Here is an 18,174-nt window from a genome sequence, read left to right as displayed (position 1 = left end):
TTCAGCTCAATCTATCTATTTGGAAAAGTTGACCGTGGTTTGATCTGGCGCAAGCTTCGATGGGGACGCGATGCACCGAGTTTTGCACCGCAGGCGCCGCCATGACTGATCTGGATCAAAGGTGACAGGCATCGGCGTGCCCATTGTGGGGAAGGCGCAACCGCTTGTAGCGTCTTGTCTTGACGGGCGCCGATAAAACAGCTTGCCAATTTGCAGGAATTGTTGATATAGTCGTTGCATCACTTTTGGATTCTTGCCATGCACAACGTCGTTTTCTTTACCTGCTACTTTTACTTTAGCAATTCCAACCCAAAGGCGGTGGAGTAGCGGCAGGTTCACGTAGCAACGACGAGATCTTGCAATATCCAGAAAAACCGCCAGCCATGGCGGTTTTTTTTTAGCCCGACCATTTTGAATCCAGTTTGAAACACCTAGCCACGGAGAAAACCATGCCACGCACCGACGATCTACGCATCCGCGAAATGAAGGAACTGACGCCACCCTCCCACCTGATCCGCGAGTTTGCCTGCGGCGAGCGCGCCGAGCAGACCGCCAGCTCCTCGCGCGTGGCGCTGCACCGCATCCTGCACGGCCAGGACGACCGCCTGATGGTGGTGATCGGCCCGTGCTCGATCCACGATACCCGTGCCGCCATGGAATACGCGCGGCGCCTGGTGGGCGAGCGCGAACGCTTCAAGGACGAGCTGGAAATCGTCATGCGCGTGTACTTCGAAAAGCCGCGCACCACGGTCGGCTGGAAGGGCTTGATCAACGATCCGTACATGGATAACAGCTTCCGCATCAACGACGGACTGCGCATGGCGCGCGAACTGCTGCGCGACATCAACGAGCTGGGCTTGCCGGCCGGGACCGAGTACCTGGACGTGATCAGTCCGCAGTACATCGCCGACCTGATCAGCTGGGGCGCGATCGGCGCGCGCACCACCGAGTCGCAGGTGCACCGCGAACTGGCGTCCGGGCTGTCCTGTCCGGTGGGCTTCAAGAATGGGACTGACGGCAACATCAAGATCGCGGTCGAAGCGATCAAGGCGGCCTCGCATCCGCACCATTTCCTGTCGGTGACCAAGGGCGGGCATTCGGCGATCGTCTCGACCAACGGCAATGAGGATTGCCACGTCATCCTGCGTGGCGGCAAGACGCCCAACTATGACGCCGCCAGCGTGGAACTGGCCTGCCAGCAGATCTCGGCACTCGGCCTGGCGGCGCGCCTGATGATCGATGCTTCGCATGCCAACAGCTCCAAGAAGCCGGAGAACCAGATACCGGTGTGCGCCGACATCGCGGCCCAGGTGGCCGGCGGCGACGAGCGCATCGTCGGCGTGATGGTGGAATCGCATCTGGTGGCGGGGCGCCAGGATCTGGTGCCGGGCAAGGAACTGGTGTATGGCCAGTCGATCACCGATGGCTGCATCGATTGGGACAGCAGCGTGGCGGTGCTGGAAGGCCTGGCCGCGGCCGTGCGCGAGCGCCGCTTGCGCCAGGACCTGTAACCGTTCGCTGACATGGTGCGCGGGGCTGCTCCGGTACCCCGCTGATTTCCCGGCGCGCCGCCGCCGGCGTGGCCGGCGTGCGCGCCAGCATATCGAACGGCGCCATACCTGGCAAGGCGCGCTTCAAACAGCATCGGATTGGCTTGCGCGACGAGTGGGCATGGCTGCGCATTGCAAACCACGGCAATTAATTACCTTTATTCAATCACAATTTCCCTGCTTGCACGCAAAAAAATGCCGCGCAATCGTGCATACGACACCAACCCTGTTGTTTATATACATATTCCGTATTTACCATTGACATCAAATATTCCCGTATGTTTCTATCTTGGGCTTGATTGGCAAAAAGGCATAGATGTCGAACGCCAATCGACAAGTCGCTTTAAGCGAAGTGAAGAAGTTCAGCCGAGGGAGACAGCGCTACCAAGAGCTCGGCTGGTTGTACCTTGCACCGGAAGGACTCCGCAATCCGGACCCGGCCACCGCAAGGTTCGCTACTTAAATTGATGCATCATCCAAAAGATGGTGTTAATACTAATATTTTATAAATCAAGGGATTCACACATGATGACGGAAACCGTTTTATCGCGTTCATTGCGCCTGGTTTTTTCGGGCGGTATCGCCGTCGGCCTTGGCCTCGCAGCACTGCCTGCCGTGGCGCAGACCGCTTCCCAGGACAATTCGATGCAGCGCGTCGAGATCACCGGCTCGTCGATCAAGCGCGTCGCCGCTGAAACCGCACTGCCTGTTACCATCCTGCGCCGCGAAGACATCGAGCGCACCGGCGCCACCTCGGCCCAGGATCTGGTCAACCTGATCCCAGGTAACTTCGGCGGCAACGTGGCGTCGAACAACGTCGGCGCGTCCGGCGTGCCATCGACCGCCAACCTGCGCGCCCTCGGCGCCCGTTACACGCTGGTGCTGCTGAACGGCCGCCGCGTGGCCAACTATGCGGTCGGCAACAATCCGGTCGACTTGAATTCGATCCCGCTGTCGGCCATCGAACGCATCGAAGTGCTGCGCGACGGCGCCTCCGCCGTGTACGGTGCCGATGCGATCGCCGGCGTGATCAACTTCATCCTCAAAAAAGACTACAAAGGGATGGAAGTATCGGCCTACAAGACCCACGTCGACCAGGGCGGCGGCAATACCACCAGCTTTAACCTGACCGGCGGCTTCGGCGACATCGCGACTGACCGCTTCAACGTGCTGTTCAGCGCCAACCATGAAGAAAACGATAAACTGCAAGCTTCCGACCGCAGCTTCTCGACCACTTCCGTGCGTCCTGACTTGGGCATCAACAAGTCCTCGCCACGTAACGGCGTGCCCAACCTGAAGTTCACCGATTCGCAAGGCAACAACTATGTCGGCGTCAATCCTTACCGCTACAACGGTTGCAAGAACGATGAATTCAGCCTGGTGGTCATCAGCGAAAAAGGCTGCGGCACCGACTATGTCAAGTACATCGACCTGGTGCCTGAAGCCAAGCACGACAACATCGTCACCCGTGCCGTATTCAAGGTCAACGAAGGCCTGGAACTGTTCGCCGAAGCGGCGTACACCCGCGACAAGATGATCGCGGCCGCCTCGCCGGCGCCGTACACCAATCAAATGAAGTACCCGACCAATGGCCGCTTCTATCCGAAGACGATCAAGCTGCCCAAGGGCCTCAAGCTGCCGGCTGGCTACAAAATGCCGAACGGCACTGTCACGACGGCAGAGAGCGTGCTTGCGGCCGACATGGACGTGACGCCGACGAGTGAACTTGAGGGTACCTGGCGCACCGTCGCCGGTGGCGGCCGCAATGACCTGACCAAGACCGAAAACACCCGGATCGTGGTGGGCGCCAAGGGCACGATGGCGGGCTGGGATTACGAGACCGCACTGACCTACGGCAAGAACGAAGTCGAGATCCAGTTCGGTCCTGGCAAGTTCAGCTACGCCAAATTGGAGCCTCTGGTCAAAAAGGGTGAAATCAACGTATTCGGTACGCAAGATGAGGCCAGCAAGGCGGCATTGCTCGGTTCGCAGCTGAGCGGCTTTGAAAACGGCGGCGTCTCGATCTCGAAAGAGCTCGATTTCAAGATGTCCAAGGAGTTGTTCAATCTGCCGGCCGGCGCGGTGGGCTTTTCGGTCGGCACGTCGTATCGCAAGGAAAAGCTGACCCAGGAGTCGTCGGATGTCCTCAAGAACGGTGACGAAGTGGGCGGCGCGGGTGAAGTTCCTGGCGTGTCCGGTGACCGTAAAGTGTTCGGCCTGTTCTCGGAAGTGGTTGTTCCTGTCGTCAAGGGCCTGGAACTGAGCGGCGCCGCCCGCTACGACAAGTACAAGAACGGTTTCGGCACCGCATTCGACAACCTGAGCCCGAAACTGAGTTTCACCTACCGTCCGACCAGCGTGATCATGGCGCGCGGTTCGGTGGCGCGCGGCTTCCGCGCCCCGACCCTGGTGGACAACCTCAATCCTAAGGCGTTGAACAACACCTCGTCGAACTTCAGCGATCCGGTGCGTTGCCCGAAAGGTCAGGAAGTCGACAGTATCAATAAGGTTGGCGACCGCCAGGATGAGTGCAATGTTCAGCTGACCACACAGAACAGCGGCAACCCGGACCTCAAGCCTGAGAAATCGAAGCAATACACCTTGGGCCTGGTGTTCCAGCCAACGTCGACCATCAGCGGCTCGATCGATTACTGGAATGTGAAAATCGATAAGTCAATTAACGCGATGTCGGAAAACACCGTGTTCGGCGATCCGGTCGCCAATCTGAGTCAGTTCTATCGCTACGATCCGGCAATCGAGAAGAAGTATGAAGAAGACAAGGAGTTGGCATTAGCGAACAACTTGCCTCCGCCACCAGTGCCGGTCGGCGGCATCAAGCTGCCTTATGCCGCCAATGCCAACAAGGATTTCCCGCTTGCGTACGTGGCCCTGCCACGCGTGAACACCGGCAAATTCTACGCCGCTGGTGTCGATTTGAACCTGAACTATCGCCAGAAGATGGGCGACATGGGCACGCTTGGCGCGAACTTCGATTCGACCTACTACAGCAAGCACGGCTACCAGTACGCAGGCTCGCCGGAAGTCAGCGACCTGGGCAACTACAAGGATTTCGGTCCGACCCCGCGTTTCCGCCACATGCTGAGCCTGAACTACGGTATTGGCCAGTGGAGTGCGTCGGTGACGCATAACTATACCAAAGGATATTGGGACTTTACCGATCCGGCAGAGATCGGGCCTGAGTATCCCGAGCTGCGCAAGGTCGGTGCCTATTCGACCTTCGATGCTACCCTGGGCTGGAAACCGATGAAAAACGTGAGCATGACGTTTGGCATCAAGAACATCGCGGACGAAGATCCACCATCGTCGCGCAATGCTGCCAACTTCCAAGTGGGTTACGATCCGACCTTCACCAACCCGCTGGGCCGCACGTTTTACGCACGTCTGAACTACAAGTTCCTGTAATTGCCGGGGTGCGCGGCGGTTGACAGACAGCCATCGCCTACTCTTGTAAGAAACTTGTATGACGTAAAAAACCCCGCCGGACGTCCTGTCCGGCGGGTTTTTTTCTATGGGGGGCGAACGGTGCACTTTGGAGGGAGTCGCTTCTGCCGCAGCACCGGCTGCCGCAGCACCGGCTGCCGCAGCACCGGCTGCCGCAGCATCGGCTGCCGCAGCACCGGCTGCCGCAGCATCGGCTGCCGCAGCACCGGCTGCCGCAGCATTTGAACTACAATGAAGACCGGTAAGAAGGGAGGGCATTCCATGACCACCGTTTTCAAAAAGAACCGGCATACCCCATCCATCGCATCCGACCCGTTGGCAGGCATCGCGGAGGCCTTGGTGTCGAAGTTGCCGAACCTGGCGGTCGGGACGCCGCAACACATTGCCGATGCGCTTCATGAACTCTTGGATGGGCAGGATGATCCGGCGCGTAACATGCGCATTGGCTTGCAGCGCTATCTGACTGACGTCGCCGAGCTTCACGCGGCGACATCGACCACTGCGCGGGCCGACACGATGCTGATGATCAAGGACGCAGCCGAGCTGATGCAATGCAGCCTGCCTTATGTTGCCATGCTTATTGATAACAACAAACTGGAGGGCGAGTCGGTCGCCGGGGGCGGGCGCCGCGTTCCGGAATCTTCAGTGCGCACATGGATTTCGCAACGCGATGCCGGCACCGCGCATCCGGACTACCGGACTACCGGGCTGCTGCTGCGGAGACCGGCATGTATGCCATTCCCGAGACGGCATTTGTCGATGTGAAGACGAAGACGCGCCGGCGGACCTGAGGCGGCGATCAACCATCCCTTGTCTCCCGGCGGTATTACCCATGCGCTGCTGGACGCCAATGCTCTGTTGCCGCCGCGGCTCTCCGACGTGCTGTTCGATATGTGCTTGCTGGGCCTGTTCTCCGCGAGGTGGAGTCAGGATATTGAAGCCGAGTTCTTGCGCAACTGGCCAAATTGCATGGGGCGAGGAAAACGGTTCAACACTTCTCACGGGAATGGGGGCTGGCGCTTCCTTCCGCAGGTCCGCGTCGCCAATAACGGACGCGCCGCATGCCTTGGGTGAAGGCGCGGGCCATGCTTTCAAGGAAGGAACGGGCTGCAAGGATGAAAAAAAACCGCCGGACCCCGGCGGTTTTTTGCCAGCTGAAAACGCTTAAAACGCGTAGCTGGCGCGCAGGTACACGGCGCGCCCGATCGGGTCGCTGAAGCGCGGATCGTAGCCCTTCTGGAACAGGGTGCCCTGGTTCGAGAATGGCGGCTGTTCGTCCAGCAGGTTCTTCAGGCCGGCGGTCAGGGTCAGGCCCTTGATGCCGCTGTAGCTGCCCGACAGGTTCAACAGGCTGTACGCCTCGACCTTGTGCTTGAACTCCGGATCGACCTGATCCTGGTCCTGGTACGCGGACTTGAACGATTGCGACAGGTTCACGCCCCACGGGCCATTGGACCAGTTCAGCGCAGCGGTGTGCTGCCAGCGGAACACCGGCGCCATGTCGGCGTAGCGGCCCACGTTGTGGATGAACTCGCCACTGCGCTCGTTCTGGTAATCGTACTTGTGCACGTAGGTGCCGTCCATCGTCACGGTGAAGTTGCCGGCGCTGGTGCGCGGCAGGCGCAGGGTCAGGCTGACATCGACGCCATCGGTCTTGACTTCGCCCAGGTTGTTGAGGAAGTCTTCGATCGCGTTCGGCGAACCGTCGGGATTACGCAGGAACAGCGCCTTGTACTTGGCGTAGTTGCCGTAGATGGTTTGCTCGGGCAGGGCGGCGATCTTGTCCTTGAGCTGGATGTTCCAGTAGTCGGCCGCGAAGGTCACGCTCGGGATCGGCTCGACCACGGCGCCGAAGGAAAAGGACTTCGATTTTTCCGGTTTCAGGTTGACATTGCCGCCCTGCAGCTTGAACTGTTGCAGGTTGCAGTCGCGCAGCGGGTTCGAGCCTGGCTGCGCCTTGCCGCCCGGGCACAGGATCGGATCGCTGTAGCTATCGTTGGTATCGTTGCGCGATGGCGGACCGTTTTTCTCGAACAGGGTCGGCGCGCGGAAACCGGTGCTGGCCGAGCCGCGCACCAGCAGCTGCGGCATCGGCTGGTAGCGCAGGCCGATTTTCGGGTTGGTGGTGTTGCCGACGTCGCTGTAGCGGTCGTAACGGGCCGCCAGCTGCATTTCCAGTTCCTTGGTAAATGGCAGGTTCAGTTCGGTGAACAGGGCCTGGATATTGCGCGAACCGGATTTCGACAGCGAACCGGACAGGCCCGAGCTCGACGCCTGCGAAGCGATCGCGCGGTTGACGTTGAAGTCGGCCGTCTCGCGCCGGATTTCGGTGCCGACCGCCACGGCCATCTGGCCGCCGCCCATCGCCATCAGGTCGCGGCTGGCCTTGAAGTCGAAGGCGGTGTTCTTCACTTCGGCGCTTTGCACGCGGCCGCGCAGGGCGGTGCTCTCGAGATAAGTCTTGCCGGCCGCATCTTGCAGTGCGAACGGGTTGAGGATGCCATTGGCCACGCCGGCCGCGAACGCGGCGTCGGCCACATAGCCGCCCATGAAGTCTTCGCTCGACTTCGATATCGAGTGCGACAGGCCGCCCTTGTAATCCCAGCCCGCCAGCAAGCCTTCCATGCCGAACACCACGCGGTCGGCCTTGCCTTTCGAATCGATGGTGCGCTGGCCCGATTCAAGCGGACGCCAGTTGATCGACAGCGGCTGGCCCGACACGCCGCTCTTCGGGTAGTACTTGCTGGTGTTGGGCATGATCAGCCCGGTTTGCGGCGGCGGCGCCGTGCGCGAGGTCACGTCGTTTTGCGAATGCAGGAATTCCAGGCTGGCCAGGTGGTCGGCGCCCAGCTTCATGCTGCCGCGCGCGAAGACGGCCAATTGTTCCTGGTCGGGCATGCTGTCGATCTGGCGCGTGTAATCCTGGCGGCAGATGCCGTCCGCGTTCGGTACCGAGAACGGTGCGTTGCAACCGCTGGCCCAGCCCGGATTGCCGGACTTGTCGGCGCCGGCATCGTAGTAGTTGCCGGGGAAGGTAGTGCCGGAAGTGAGGTTCAGGCCGCGGCTCGGGACGATGCCGGTTTTCGAGAATTCGCGCTGCTGCGAATTGATCGATTCCTGCTTGTGCCAGTCGACCACGCCGAAGACGTTGAAGCCATCCTTGTCGAGGTTGCCGAAGCCGCTGGACAGGTTGACCCGCTCTTCATCGCCGCCGACCTTGCGTGGACGCACCAGTTCGCCGGTGATGGTGGTGGTGGTGACCGAGCGCTTGGTGATGAAGTTGATCACGCCGCCGATGGCGTCGGTGCCGTAGATCGCGGAAGCGCCGTCGCGCAGCACTTCGACGCGGTCCAGGGCGGACAGGGGAATCATGTTCAGGTCGACGCTGGAGCTGTCGTACGGGTGGTTGGCGAGGCGCCGGCCGTTGAGCAGCACCAGGGTCTTGTCGCCGCCCAGGCCGCGCAAATCGGCGCTGGCCTGGCCGCCGGTCGGCAAGCCGCTGCTATTGCCGCCCACGACGTTGCCGCTGCCCATGGTGGTCTGGTTCGATGGAATGCGCGACAGCGCTTCCTGGGCCGTGGTCAATCCCTGCTTGATGAATTCGTCGGCCTTGATGACGCTCAGCGGCGTGGCGGTTTCGCTTTGCATGCGCTTGATCGACGATCCGGTGATCTCGACGCGCTGCATTGGCTGGCCGTCCTGTGCGAACGCCGCGCCTGCGAGTCCGCCGCCGGCAGCGAAGATCGCGCCCAACGACAGGGATAATACGGTTGGCTTCATCATGCTGTTCAACTCCATCCAAAAGTGAGAGGGGACTATAGAATCATCAGGTGCTGCGGGTGTCAATCGTACAAGATTGGCTTTGATCAAAATACAACGGAAATGGCTAAATTGTTTAGCTTGATTTACAAAGTAAGCTTCCAGTCAGCAATCATGTTCCTGTAGGCAGCAACCGCCGCGGCGCGACAATGCGTGTGCGCGTACATATACATACTTGCAGGACAGGGCAATGAAAAAGGGCGACGCCTGCGCGTCGCCCTTCCGTCATGCGTTCACTGCTGGTTCAGACTAGAACTGGTAGCGCGCGCCGGCCTTGAAATAGCGGCCGATGGCGCCGCTGGCGTCCATCGGGTTGTAGCTCATGCCGCCGTAGGTCAGTGCATCGAGCGGTGCGATCTTGTCGAACACATTGTTGATCGAACCGAACAGCTGGAAGTTCTTCGACAGGTTGTAGCGCACCGACAGGTCGGTCGAGGTGAACGAAGCGAGCGTACATTCCGCGTTCGGCGCCGGGGTGCCGTTGGCGAATTTGGATGCGCAGATGTCGCCCTCGTACTGCACGTTCTTCATCTTCGAGCGGTAGTTGGTGGTGGCCGTCAGGTTCAGGTCTTGCCAGTCCCAGCCTGCCACGAAGCTGATCTTCTGTTTCGGCGTACCGGCGCAGTTGGAGGTGTCGCAGTTGCCGTGGGTGCCGGCGTACTGGTACTTGACGGTGGCCGACTCGGCACGGATCCAGGAATCGATGTAGGTCCAGGTCAGGCCCAGGTTGGCACGGCCATAGTCGCCGAGACGGAACTTTTGCTTGATGTCCAGGTCGACGCCCTTGATCTCGGTAAAGCTCGAATTGCGGTACGGTGCGTTCGAGATCAGGATGGTGCCGGTGTTCGGAATCGCCACGCCGCCGACCACCAGGTTGTTATCCGCGCGCACGGCGGTCGGCAGGGCCGCCGCTTCGTTGTACGGCAGCGGATTGATCTCGTCGCTGCGCTTGATCTTCCACAGGTCGACCGACAGGCTGGTATCGTTCAGCGGATCCCAGACCATGCCCAGCGTCATGCCTTTCGAGGTTTCCGGCTTGAGCGCAGGATTGCCGACCTTGACCGCGGCCAGCGAGATCGCGCAATCGGTGGCGCTGCCGCCGCCGGCTGCCGGCGTGCCGCCAGGGCAACGGACCGGATCGCGCGTGGTGGCGGTGCCGGTCGAACGCGACGAGGCGCTCGCTTCAGCGGCGCCCGGTGCGCGGAAGCCTTCCGAATAGGTGCCGCGCAGGGCGAAGCTCTTGACCGGAGTCCACTTGGCGCCGAATTTCGGCGTGGTCGAGGAGAAGTTGGTGTACTTGTCGTAACGCAGCGCGGCCGACAATTCCACCGATTTCAGTACCGGCGCCGCCACCTCGAGGAATACGGCTGAAATCTTCTCTTCGCCCTTGGCGGCCACGTACGAGGAATTGATGCTGCCGTCTTCGGTGCCCGACAGCGATGGATTGTCGAGTTTTTCGCGGCGGTGTTCGCCGCCCACGGCCAGGCCCATGGCGCCGCCCGGCAGCTGGAACAGCTCGCGCGAAGCCTTGAAGTCGACGATGTCGAGCTGGGTGGTCGAATGCGAGGTGGCGGTGCGCACCATGGCCGCGTACAGCGAGGCCGGGTTCTTGCCGGCCTGCTCGCCGATGTAGTACGGGAAGTAGGAGCTGGCCGGATTGCCCAGCGCGGCCTGGACCACGCGCAGGTTCAGCATATTGCTGTACATGAGGTCGAGTTTCGATTCCGAATGCACGTAGGACGTGTCGAAATCCCAGCCCATGCCGGCGCCCTTCAGGCCCACCACCAGGCGGTTGAATTCATTGTTGACCGAACGCTCGCTGGGACCCACGTCGAAGGCCGAATAGCGCACCCGTACCGGCACGCCGTACGGGTTTTGCGGGTGGTTGGCGGCCAGCTGCATGGTGGTGCCGGCGCCCGAACCCCAGTTGGTCACGCCGGTCGGATTGGCAGCCGTCGGCGGACCGGCATAGGTGCGCGTGATTTCGCCCGGCACCAGGGTGAACGAGGTATCGCGTTTCGAGTAACCGATTTCGCCGTAGACTTGCAGGTCTTCGCCCAGTTTCTTGGTGGCGCGCGTGTACAGGTTCAAGCCATCGACCTGCGGCTGCATCGAACGGAACTGGTCGTGGTGCCACAGGCAGCCGCCTTGCGGATCGCGGTTGGCGGTCTTCGACAGGGCGCCGCAGCCGGGCAGCGAGACATAGGTATTGTTGGCCGGGTTGCGGATCGAACCGGCCGGGCTGGCGCCGGTGTTGTTGCTGCCCGACAGGTAGCCGGACGCGAACTGGGTATCCATCGCATAGCCGTACGGACGCAGGTCGCCGTGGCCGATCCAGCCACGGTTGGCGCGGTCTTTGTTCTTGAGTTCGTTGTTGGTGTAGTACTCGGCGTTGACCAGCACGTTGTAACCGTCGGCTTCCAGGTTGCCCTTGCCCCAGGTCAGCGAGCCCTTGGCCATTTCGCCATCCTTGTATTTGGACTGGCCGATCGTGCCCTTGGCGATGATGCCCGTAAAATCCTTGCGCAGGATGATGTTGACCACGCCCGCAATCGCGTCCGCGCCATAGGTCGAGGAGGCGCCGTCTTTCAGCACTTCAATGCGCTCGACCGCTTCCATCGGAATGGTCGACAGGTCGGTAAAGCTCTTCTGGCCATCATCGGCGCGGGCGAACGGCGCCATGCGGCGGCCGTTGAGCAGCACCAGGGTCGAGGTGGCGCCGAGGCCGCGCAGCGAAATCGCGGTCGAACCGGCGGCAAAGCCGTTGCCGAAGCCTGTCGGCAGGGAACCTGCGCCATCGGCGGTCAGGGTCTGGAGGTATTCCGCGACCGTGCCCTTGCCGGACTTGGCCATGTCTTGCGCAGTAATGACTTGGACTGGAGAAGCGGTTTCGGCGCTGGCGCGCTTGATGCTGGAACCGGTGACTTCGACGCGTTGAATCGGACCTGTTACTGCGTCCTGTGCCATGGCCGGCGCGGCCACGGAAAGTGCTGCCGAAGCGATCGCCAGAGAGACGGCGTGCGCAATTGCGGTTTTTCTAAACATGTGTAACTCCAGAGGGTATCAATGTTAAAGACGTCTATATCTGCATGCCTATGTCGCTTTTTGCACTATTCCCAGCACAGGCTTGCTGAAATTGGCAAAAAACACATGCAGTCTCCCGTTTTCTTGGGAAATAGTTGGTGAGAACATTTTCCAAGCGCACATATATCAACACCTGAGTGTCTGACTGTCAATGTACACACCGTTCATTTTGGCAGCGAAACAACAGTTTCCCGACGCTACAATTTTGTACTTGAATTTGCGGGCGTAGTCTGCCGTTGGCCTGTGTTGACAGGGCTGCGGCGACGGCATGGCGTGCTTGAACATTGTTCGCCTGGCATGACCGCGCGCGGCTGAAATGCGCTATCGTGATGGCCTGCGCACTGCCGCAACCGAACCGCACCACGACCAGGAAAGACCGCGCCACATCCCATGCTTGCCTATATCCTGCGCCGCCTGTGGCAGATGCTGCCCACCATGGCCGGCGTCGTGCTGCTGGTGTTTATCTTGTTCAACTGGATCGGCGGCGATCCCGCGTATCTGCTCGCCGGCAAGATGTCCGATGCCGCCGAGATCGAGAACATCCGGCGCCAGCTCGGCACCGACCAGCCGATGCACGTGCAGCTGTGGATCTTCGTCAAGCAGATCGTGACCTTTGACTTCGGCAACGCCTGGAGCACCGGCGAACCGGTCTCGCGCATCATCGCCAGCCGGCTGGGGCCGTCGCTGACGGTGCTCATTCCCCTGACCGTGCTCGAAACCGCGACCGGCATCGCGCTGGCGCTGGCCGTGGCCTTCGTGCGCGGCTCGCTGACCGACCGCGCGGTGATGATTGCCTGCACGGCCGGCATGTCGGTCAGCATCCTGGTGTACATCATCGCCTTCCAGTACGGCCTGGCCTACAAGATGGGCCTGTTTCCGGTGCAGGGCTGGGGCGCCGGGCTGGGCGAGAACCTGCTGCGCTATGCGGCGCTGCCGGTGCTGATCGGGCTGGCCGTGTCGATCGCGCCGACCCTGCGCCTGTACCGCAGTTTCGTGCTCGACGAAGTGCAGCAGGACTATGTGCGCACGGCGCGCGCCAAGGGGCTGTCCGAACGGCGCATCATGTGGGTGCATGTGCTGCGCAATGCCGCCATTCCCATCATCACGCACGTGATGGCGAACCTGCCGGCGCTGCTGATCGGCGCGTTTTTGCTGGAGCGGTTTTTCGGTATTCCCGGCATAGGGCGCGAAGTCATCCTGGCGGTGGAGCGCAGCGATTTTCCGGTGATCAAGGCGATTACCGTGTACGTGGCCGCCGCCACCATGGTGTTCAATCTGCTGGCCGACCTGCTGTACCAGGCGGTCGATCCGCGCGTGCGGCTCGCATGAGGATGGGCGCACCAGCAAACGCGCCGGCCGGCCTGTGGACCCTGGCCATGCGGCGCCTGCGCGCCGACCGCGTGGCGATGCTGTCGCTGGCCGTGGTGGCGCTGTTCCTGGCCATGCTGGGGCTGTCCTCCATGGGCCTGGTCGCCGCCGGCTGGGAAGAGGAGGTGGGCGTCACGTACGCGCCGCCATCGTTCACCGGCCCCGATGCCTTGACGCAAGAGGGCGCCGGCGTGGCGCGCATGGCGCCGCCGCCGAACGCCTTCGATCCGCTGGCCGGCGACATTGCCGCCGTCATCGACGCGCAGGGCGCCGCGATTGCCGCGCCACCGCCAGCGCGCCTGCCTACGCTGGCGTTCGGGGCCGACAAATGGGGCCATGACGTCCTGCTCAAAACCATCAAGGGCGGCGAAACCTCGATCGTGGTGGGGCTGGCGGCGGCGCTGCTGGCGGTCGCGCTGGGGACCCTGTTCGGTGCATTCTCCGGCTACTTCGGCGGCGTGGTCGACGACCTGTTCAACTGGTTCTACAGCGTGTTCACCTCGATTCCCCCGATCCTGATGATCCTGGCGGTGGCCGCCGTGCTGCAGCACAAGGGCGTGAGCACCATCGTGCTCATTCTCGGGCTGACCGGCTGGACCGGGCCGTACCGCCTGATCCGCGCCGAGTACATGAAGCACAAGGGGCGCGAGTACGTGATGGCGGCCGACGCCATCGGCGCCTCGCACTGGCGCAAGATGTTCTCGCATATTTTTCCCAACATCAGCCATGTGGCGCTGGTGCAGCTGTCGATCCTGGCGGTCGGCTTCATCAAGGCCGAAGTGATCCTGAGTTTTCTCGGCTTCGGCGTGCCGGTCGGCGTGGTGTCGTGGGGCAGCATGCTCAATGAAGCGCAGAACGAATTGATCCTCGGCAAATGGTGGCAACTGACCGCCGCCGCGACCGCCATGGCGCTGCTGGTGACGGCGTTTTCGCTGTTGACCGATGCGCTGCGCGACGCGCTCGATCCGAAACTCAAGTAGAAGGCCCGCATGCTGCTTCAAGTAGACAATCTGCGCATCGCCTTCCGCGTCGACAAGCACAGCACGGTCGAGGCGGTGCGCGGCGTCTCGTTCGCGGTGCCGCGCAATGCCACCGTGGTGCTGGTGGGCGAGTCCGGCAGCGGCAAGTCGGTCAGCTCGCTGGCAGTGATGGGTTTGCTGGCGCCGGAAACGACGCTGATCGATCCGGCTTCGCGCATCGTGTTCGACGGACGTGAATTGCTGGCGCTGCCGGCCAGGGAGCGGCGCCGCCTGTGCGGCAAGGAGATCGCGATGATCTTCCAGGAGCCGATGTCCTCGCTCAATCCCGTGCTGACGGTCGGCTTCCAGATCGGCGAAGTGCTGCGCTTGCACATGGGCATGAGCGCGAAGCAGGCGAGGGCGCGCACGCTGGCGCTGCTCGACGAGGTGGGCATGCCGGATCCGGCGCTCAAGATCGACGCCTATCCCGGCCAGCTGTCGGGCGGCCAGCAGCAGCGCGTGATGATCGCCATGGCGATCGCCTGCGAGCCGGCCCTGCTGATCGCCGACGAGCCGACCACCGCGCTTGACGTTACCATCCAGAAGCAGATCATCGCCCTCATCGCCCGCCTGCAACAGCGGCGCGCCATGTCGGTGCTGTTCATCACGCACGACCTGGGGCTGGTCGGCGAGATCGCCGACCACGTCATCGTGATGCGCCATGGCGAGGTGCGCGAGCAGGGCCTGGCGCGCCAGGTGCTGGAGCAGCCGGCAGACCCCTACACGCGCGCGCTGCTGCACTGCCGCCCGCGGCTGGACCAGCGTCCGCTGCGCCTGCCGGTGCTCGGCGACTATCTGGACGATCGGTTGGAAGTGCAAGAGCAGGCCGCCGGTCCCCAGCGCGTGCGCGGTTACGCGGCCGGCGACGAGGAAGTCCTGGTCGTGCGCAACCTGAGCAAAAGTTTTTACGCGCGCGAGGGACTGTTCGGCAAGCGCGAACTGCGCGCGGTGAGCGACGTCTCGTTCACCCTGGCGCGCGGCAAGACGCTGGGCGTGGTGGGCGAGTCGGGCTCGGGTAAGAGCACGCTCGGACTGACCCTGCTGCGGCTGCACCAGGCCAGCGGCGGCACGGCGATTTTCGACGGCAAGGACCTGATCGGCATGCCGGCGCGCGAATTCATGGCCTACAAGCGGCGCATCCAGATTGTGTTTCAAAACCCGTATGCCTCGCTCAATCCGCGCTTCACGGTGGGGCAGATCCTGCTCGAACCGATGCGCATTCACCAGATCGGCGCGGGCGACGGCGAGCGCGCGGCCATGGCGCTGCAACTGCTCGACAAGGTCGGCTTGCCGGCGCAGGCGATGCAGCGCTATCCGCACGAATTTTCGGGCGGGCAGCGGCAGCGCATTGCGATTGCGCGCTGCCTGACCCTGCGTCCGGAAATCCTGGTGTGCGACGAATCGGTGTCGGCGCTCGACGTTTCGGTGCAGGCGCAGGTACTCAATCTGCTGCAAGACCTGCAGGATGAATACCGCATGAGCTACATCTTTATTTCGCACGACCTGGCGGTGGTGAAGTACATGGCCGACCGGGTCATGGTGATGCGTGCCGGCAGCGTGGTGGAGATGGCCGATTCGGACGAGTTGTACCGCAATCCGCAGCACGCCTACACCAGGGCCTTGCTGGGGGCGATCCCGGGCGCGTAAATATGCGCATGCCGGGGCGCGCTTGCGGCAATGCGGGCAGCGGGCGATTTCCGGCGCATTTTCGGCTAAGATAGCGGCATGCCCAATCTTATCGAATTGCTTCAGGTCTACGGTGTGCTCATCGTGTTTGCCATCGTGCTGGTCGAGCAAATCGGTTTGCCGATTCCCGCTTTCCCCATCCTGATCGTGGCCGGTGCGCTGGCTGCGGGTGGCGAGATCAGCTTGCCGGTGTGCCTTGCCGTGAGCGTCGGCGCCTGCCTGATCAGCGACGTGTTCTGGTTCAACGCCGGGCGCTTCTACGGCAAGCGCATCCTGCGCCTGCTGTGCAAAATCTCGCTCTCGCCCGACTACTGCGTCAGCCAGACCGAAGACCGCTTCAAGCGCTTCGGTCCGAAATCGCTGATGGTCGCCAAATTCATTCCGGGCTTCAATATCATCGCCTCGCCCATGTCCGGCGCGCTGGGCGTGAGCACGCCGCGCTTTTTGGCCTTCAGCATGACCGGCAGCCTGCTGTGGAGCGGCACCGGGATTGCCATCGGCGTCATCTTCCACAACAGCGTCGACAAAGTACTGCTCATGCTCGAAGACATGGGCAGCACCGCGCTGATGGTCCTGCTGAGCTTGCTCGCCCTGTTCGTCTTGTACAAGTACATCGAGCGGCGCCGCTTCCGCCAGGGCATGCAGATCGAGCGCATCAGCATGAGCGAGCTGGTCCAGCTGATCCACGGCGGGCAGCATCCGATCATCATCGACGCGCGCAGCGTCACCGCCCAGCAGCTCGAACAAGCCGTGCCTGGCGCGCTGATCTATAACGCCTGCACGCCCGACAGCGTCATGGCGCTGCTCGACAAGGAACGCCACATCGTCGTCTACTGCAGCTGCCCGAACGACGTCACGGCGGCCCAGGTCGCCAAGGAACTGATTGCCAAGGGCTATCATCGGGCCCGGCCCCTGCATGGCGGACTGGACGCATGGAACGCCCACCACAGCGGCGCGAGCGACCCGCAGACTGCCCACGCCGGCTGATTCCGTCCCATTTCCTTTCGTTTCGACCCCGCTGCGCGTAGCTATACTACGGGCAGCGTTGCCGGAACTCGCCTTGCCGCAAGAATTTTCCGTGACAATGTACTAAAACTACAAAGAAAGCTTGCACCTCGGGCATGTGTCCATTAAGCTTGGCGAGTCCATAGAACACTTGCCACCATGACTCAGCACGCTACCGCGCCATCTTCAGCTTCCCCGTCCCCCGCCTATGCCGACGGGCCGCGCCTCCTGGCCGACATCGGCGGCACCAACGCCCGCTTCGCGCTGGAGACGGCGCCCGGGCAGACCGGGCTGATCGAGGTGTTGCCCTGTGCCGACTATCCGACCCTGGCCGATGCTCTGCGCGCCTATCTGGGCTCGCCGAAGGTGCTTGGCGCCGGCGTAGGCGCCTTGCGCCACGCGGCGCTGGCCATTGCCAATCCGATTACGGGTGATCTGGTGCGGATGACCAACCATCACTGGGAGTTCTCGATTGCCGCCTTGCGGCTTGAGTGCGGCTTCGAGACGCTGGAAGTGGTCAATGACTTCACCGCGCTGGCGCGTGCCTTGCCGCACCTGGCAGCTAGCCAGAAACAGCAGATTGGCGGCGGCGTGGCGCGTGCGCAGACGCCGCTGGGGCTGGTCGGCGCCGGAACCGGGCTGGGCGTGTCGGGGCTGATTCCGTCGGGCGACGGCTGGACCGCGCTGCTCAGCGAAGGCGGGCACGTGACGTTTTCGCCGGCCAACGAGACCGAAGTGGCGATTTTGCAGTTCGCGTGGCGCCAGTACGAGCACGTGTCGGCCGAGCGCATGCTGTCGGGCGACGGTATCGAGCTGATCTACCGCGCGCTGGCGCACCATACGGGGCAGGTGGCGCAGGAGCTGGACGCGCCCGAGATCTCGCGGCGCGCGCTGGCGGGGGAATGTGCATTGTGCGACCAGGCGATCGACGCCTTCTGCGGCATGCTGGGCACGGTGGCGGGCAATCTCGCGGTCACGCTCGGTGCGCAGGGTGGTATCTATATAGGTGGCGGGATCGTGCCACGGCTGGGCGAGCGTTTTGCGCGCTCATCTTTCCGCAGCCGCTTCGAGCAGAAAGGGCGCTTCGTCAATTATCTGGCGCAAGTGCCGACCTTCGTCATCACGGCCGAGTACCCCGCCTTCCTGGGCGTCTCCGCCATCCTCGCCGAAAAGCTCGGCTG

At 62.3% G+C, this 18,174-nt stretch carries 11 protein-coding genes; 8 read left to right on the top strand and 3 right to left on the bottom strand.

Features of this window, described 5'->3' with window-relative positions; all coding sequences use genetic code 11:
- Positions 1–15 precede the first annotated feature (15 nt).
- Positions 16–456, bottom strand: coding sequence for a hypothetical protein (locus tag PO883_RS21105; RefSeq protein ID WP_289311495.1), 441 nt, complete (start codon positions 454–456; stop codon positions 16–18).
- Between PO883_RS21105 and aroG the strand changes: the two genes are divergently transcribed.
- From aroG to PO883_RS21090, 3 genes are all read left to right on the top strand, one after another.
- Positions 450–1,511 carry a 3-deoxy-7-phosphoheptulonate synthase AroG gene (gene aroG, locus PO883_RS21100; RefSeq protein WP_289311494.1) on the top strand — a complete coding sequence of 354 codons (1,062 nt, stop codon included), beginning with the start codon at positions 450–452 and terminating at the stop codon, positions 1,509–1,511. The two genes, PO883_RS21105 and aroG, sit on opposite strands and share 7 nt — an antisense overlap.
- Positions 1,512–2,075: 564 nt before the next feature.
- Positions 2,076–4,973, top strand: coding sequence for a TonB-dependent siderophore receptor (locus tag PO883_RS21095; RefSeq protein WP_289311493.1), 2,898 nt, complete (start codon positions 2,076–2,078; stop codon positions 4,971–4,973).
- Positions 4,974–5,273: 300 nt separating this feature from the next.
- The gene (locus PO883_RS21090) at positions 5,274–5,777 is read left to right on the top strand and encodes an excisionase family DNA-binding protein (protein ID WP_289311492.1); all 504 of its coding nucleotides are present in this window, start codon (positions 5,274–5,276) and stop codon (positions 5,775–5,777) included.
- Between the two features lie 399 nt (positions 5,778–6,176).
- Here the strand turns inward: PO883_RS21090 and PO883_RS21085 are convergent, their stop codons facing one another.
- Complete coding sequence (locus PO883_RS21085; protein WP_289311491.1) at positions 6,177–8,795, bottom strand: TonB-dependent receptor; 2,619 nt, start codon at positions 8,793–8,795, stop codon at positions 6,177–6,179.
- Positions 8,796–9,080: 285 nt separating this feature from the next.
- A complete protein-coding gene (locus PO883_RS21080; RefSeq protein WP_289311490.1) occupies positions 9,081–11,876 on the bottom strand; it encodes a TonB-dependent receptor in 2,796 nt (931 codons plus the stop codon).
- 429 nt (positions 11,877–12,305) lie between these two features.
- On the opposite strand from PO883_RS21080, the gene PO883_RS21075 reads away from it, so the two are divergent.
- The 5 genes from PO883_RS21075 to PO883_RS21055 form a co-directional block, all read left to right on the top strand.
- Positions 12,306–13,244, top strand: a complete 939-nt coding sequence (locus PO883_RS21075; protein ID WP_289311489.1) for an ABC transporter permease — start codon at positions 12,306–12,308, stop codon at positions 13,242–13,244.
- Positions 13,241–14,263, top strand: coding sequence for an ABC transporter permease (locus PO883_RS21070; protein WP_373890091.1), 1,023 nt, complete (start codon positions 13,241–13,243; stop codon positions 14,261–14,263). Before PO883_RS21075 ends, PO883_RS21070 begins: the two co-directional genes overlap by 4 nt.
- A 9-nt stretch (positions 14,264–14,272) precedes the next feature.
- Positions 14,273–15,949 carry an ABC transporter ATP-binding protein gene (locus PO883_RS21065; protein ID WP_289311487.1) on the top strand — a complete coding sequence of 559 codons (1,677 nt, stop codon included), beginning with the start codon at positions 14,273–14,275 and terminating at the stop codon, positions 15,947–15,949.
- Positions 15,950–16,027: 78 nt separating this feature from the next.
- Positions 16,028–16,975 (top strand): VTT domain-containing protein, encoded by a 948-nt coding sequence (locus tag PO883_RS21060; protein ID WP_289311486.1) that lies wholly within the window; start codon positions 16,028–16,030, stop codon positions 16,973–16,975.
- A gap of 177 nt (positions 16,976–17,152) precedes the next feature.
- On the top strand, positions 17,153–18,174 hold a 1,022-nt coding region (locus tag PO883_RS21055), incomplete at its 3' end, for a glucokinase (RefSeq protein ID WP_289311485.1).

Origin of the sequence: Massilia sp. DJPM01 (genome assembly GCF_030348125.1) — a bacterium.
Taxonomy (GTDB): domain Bacteria; phylum Pseudomonadota; class Gammaproteobacteria; order Burkholderiales; family Burkholderiaceae_D; genus Telluria_A; species Telluria_A frigida.
This window is presented reverse-complemented; position numbering and strand designations above follow the sequence as displayed.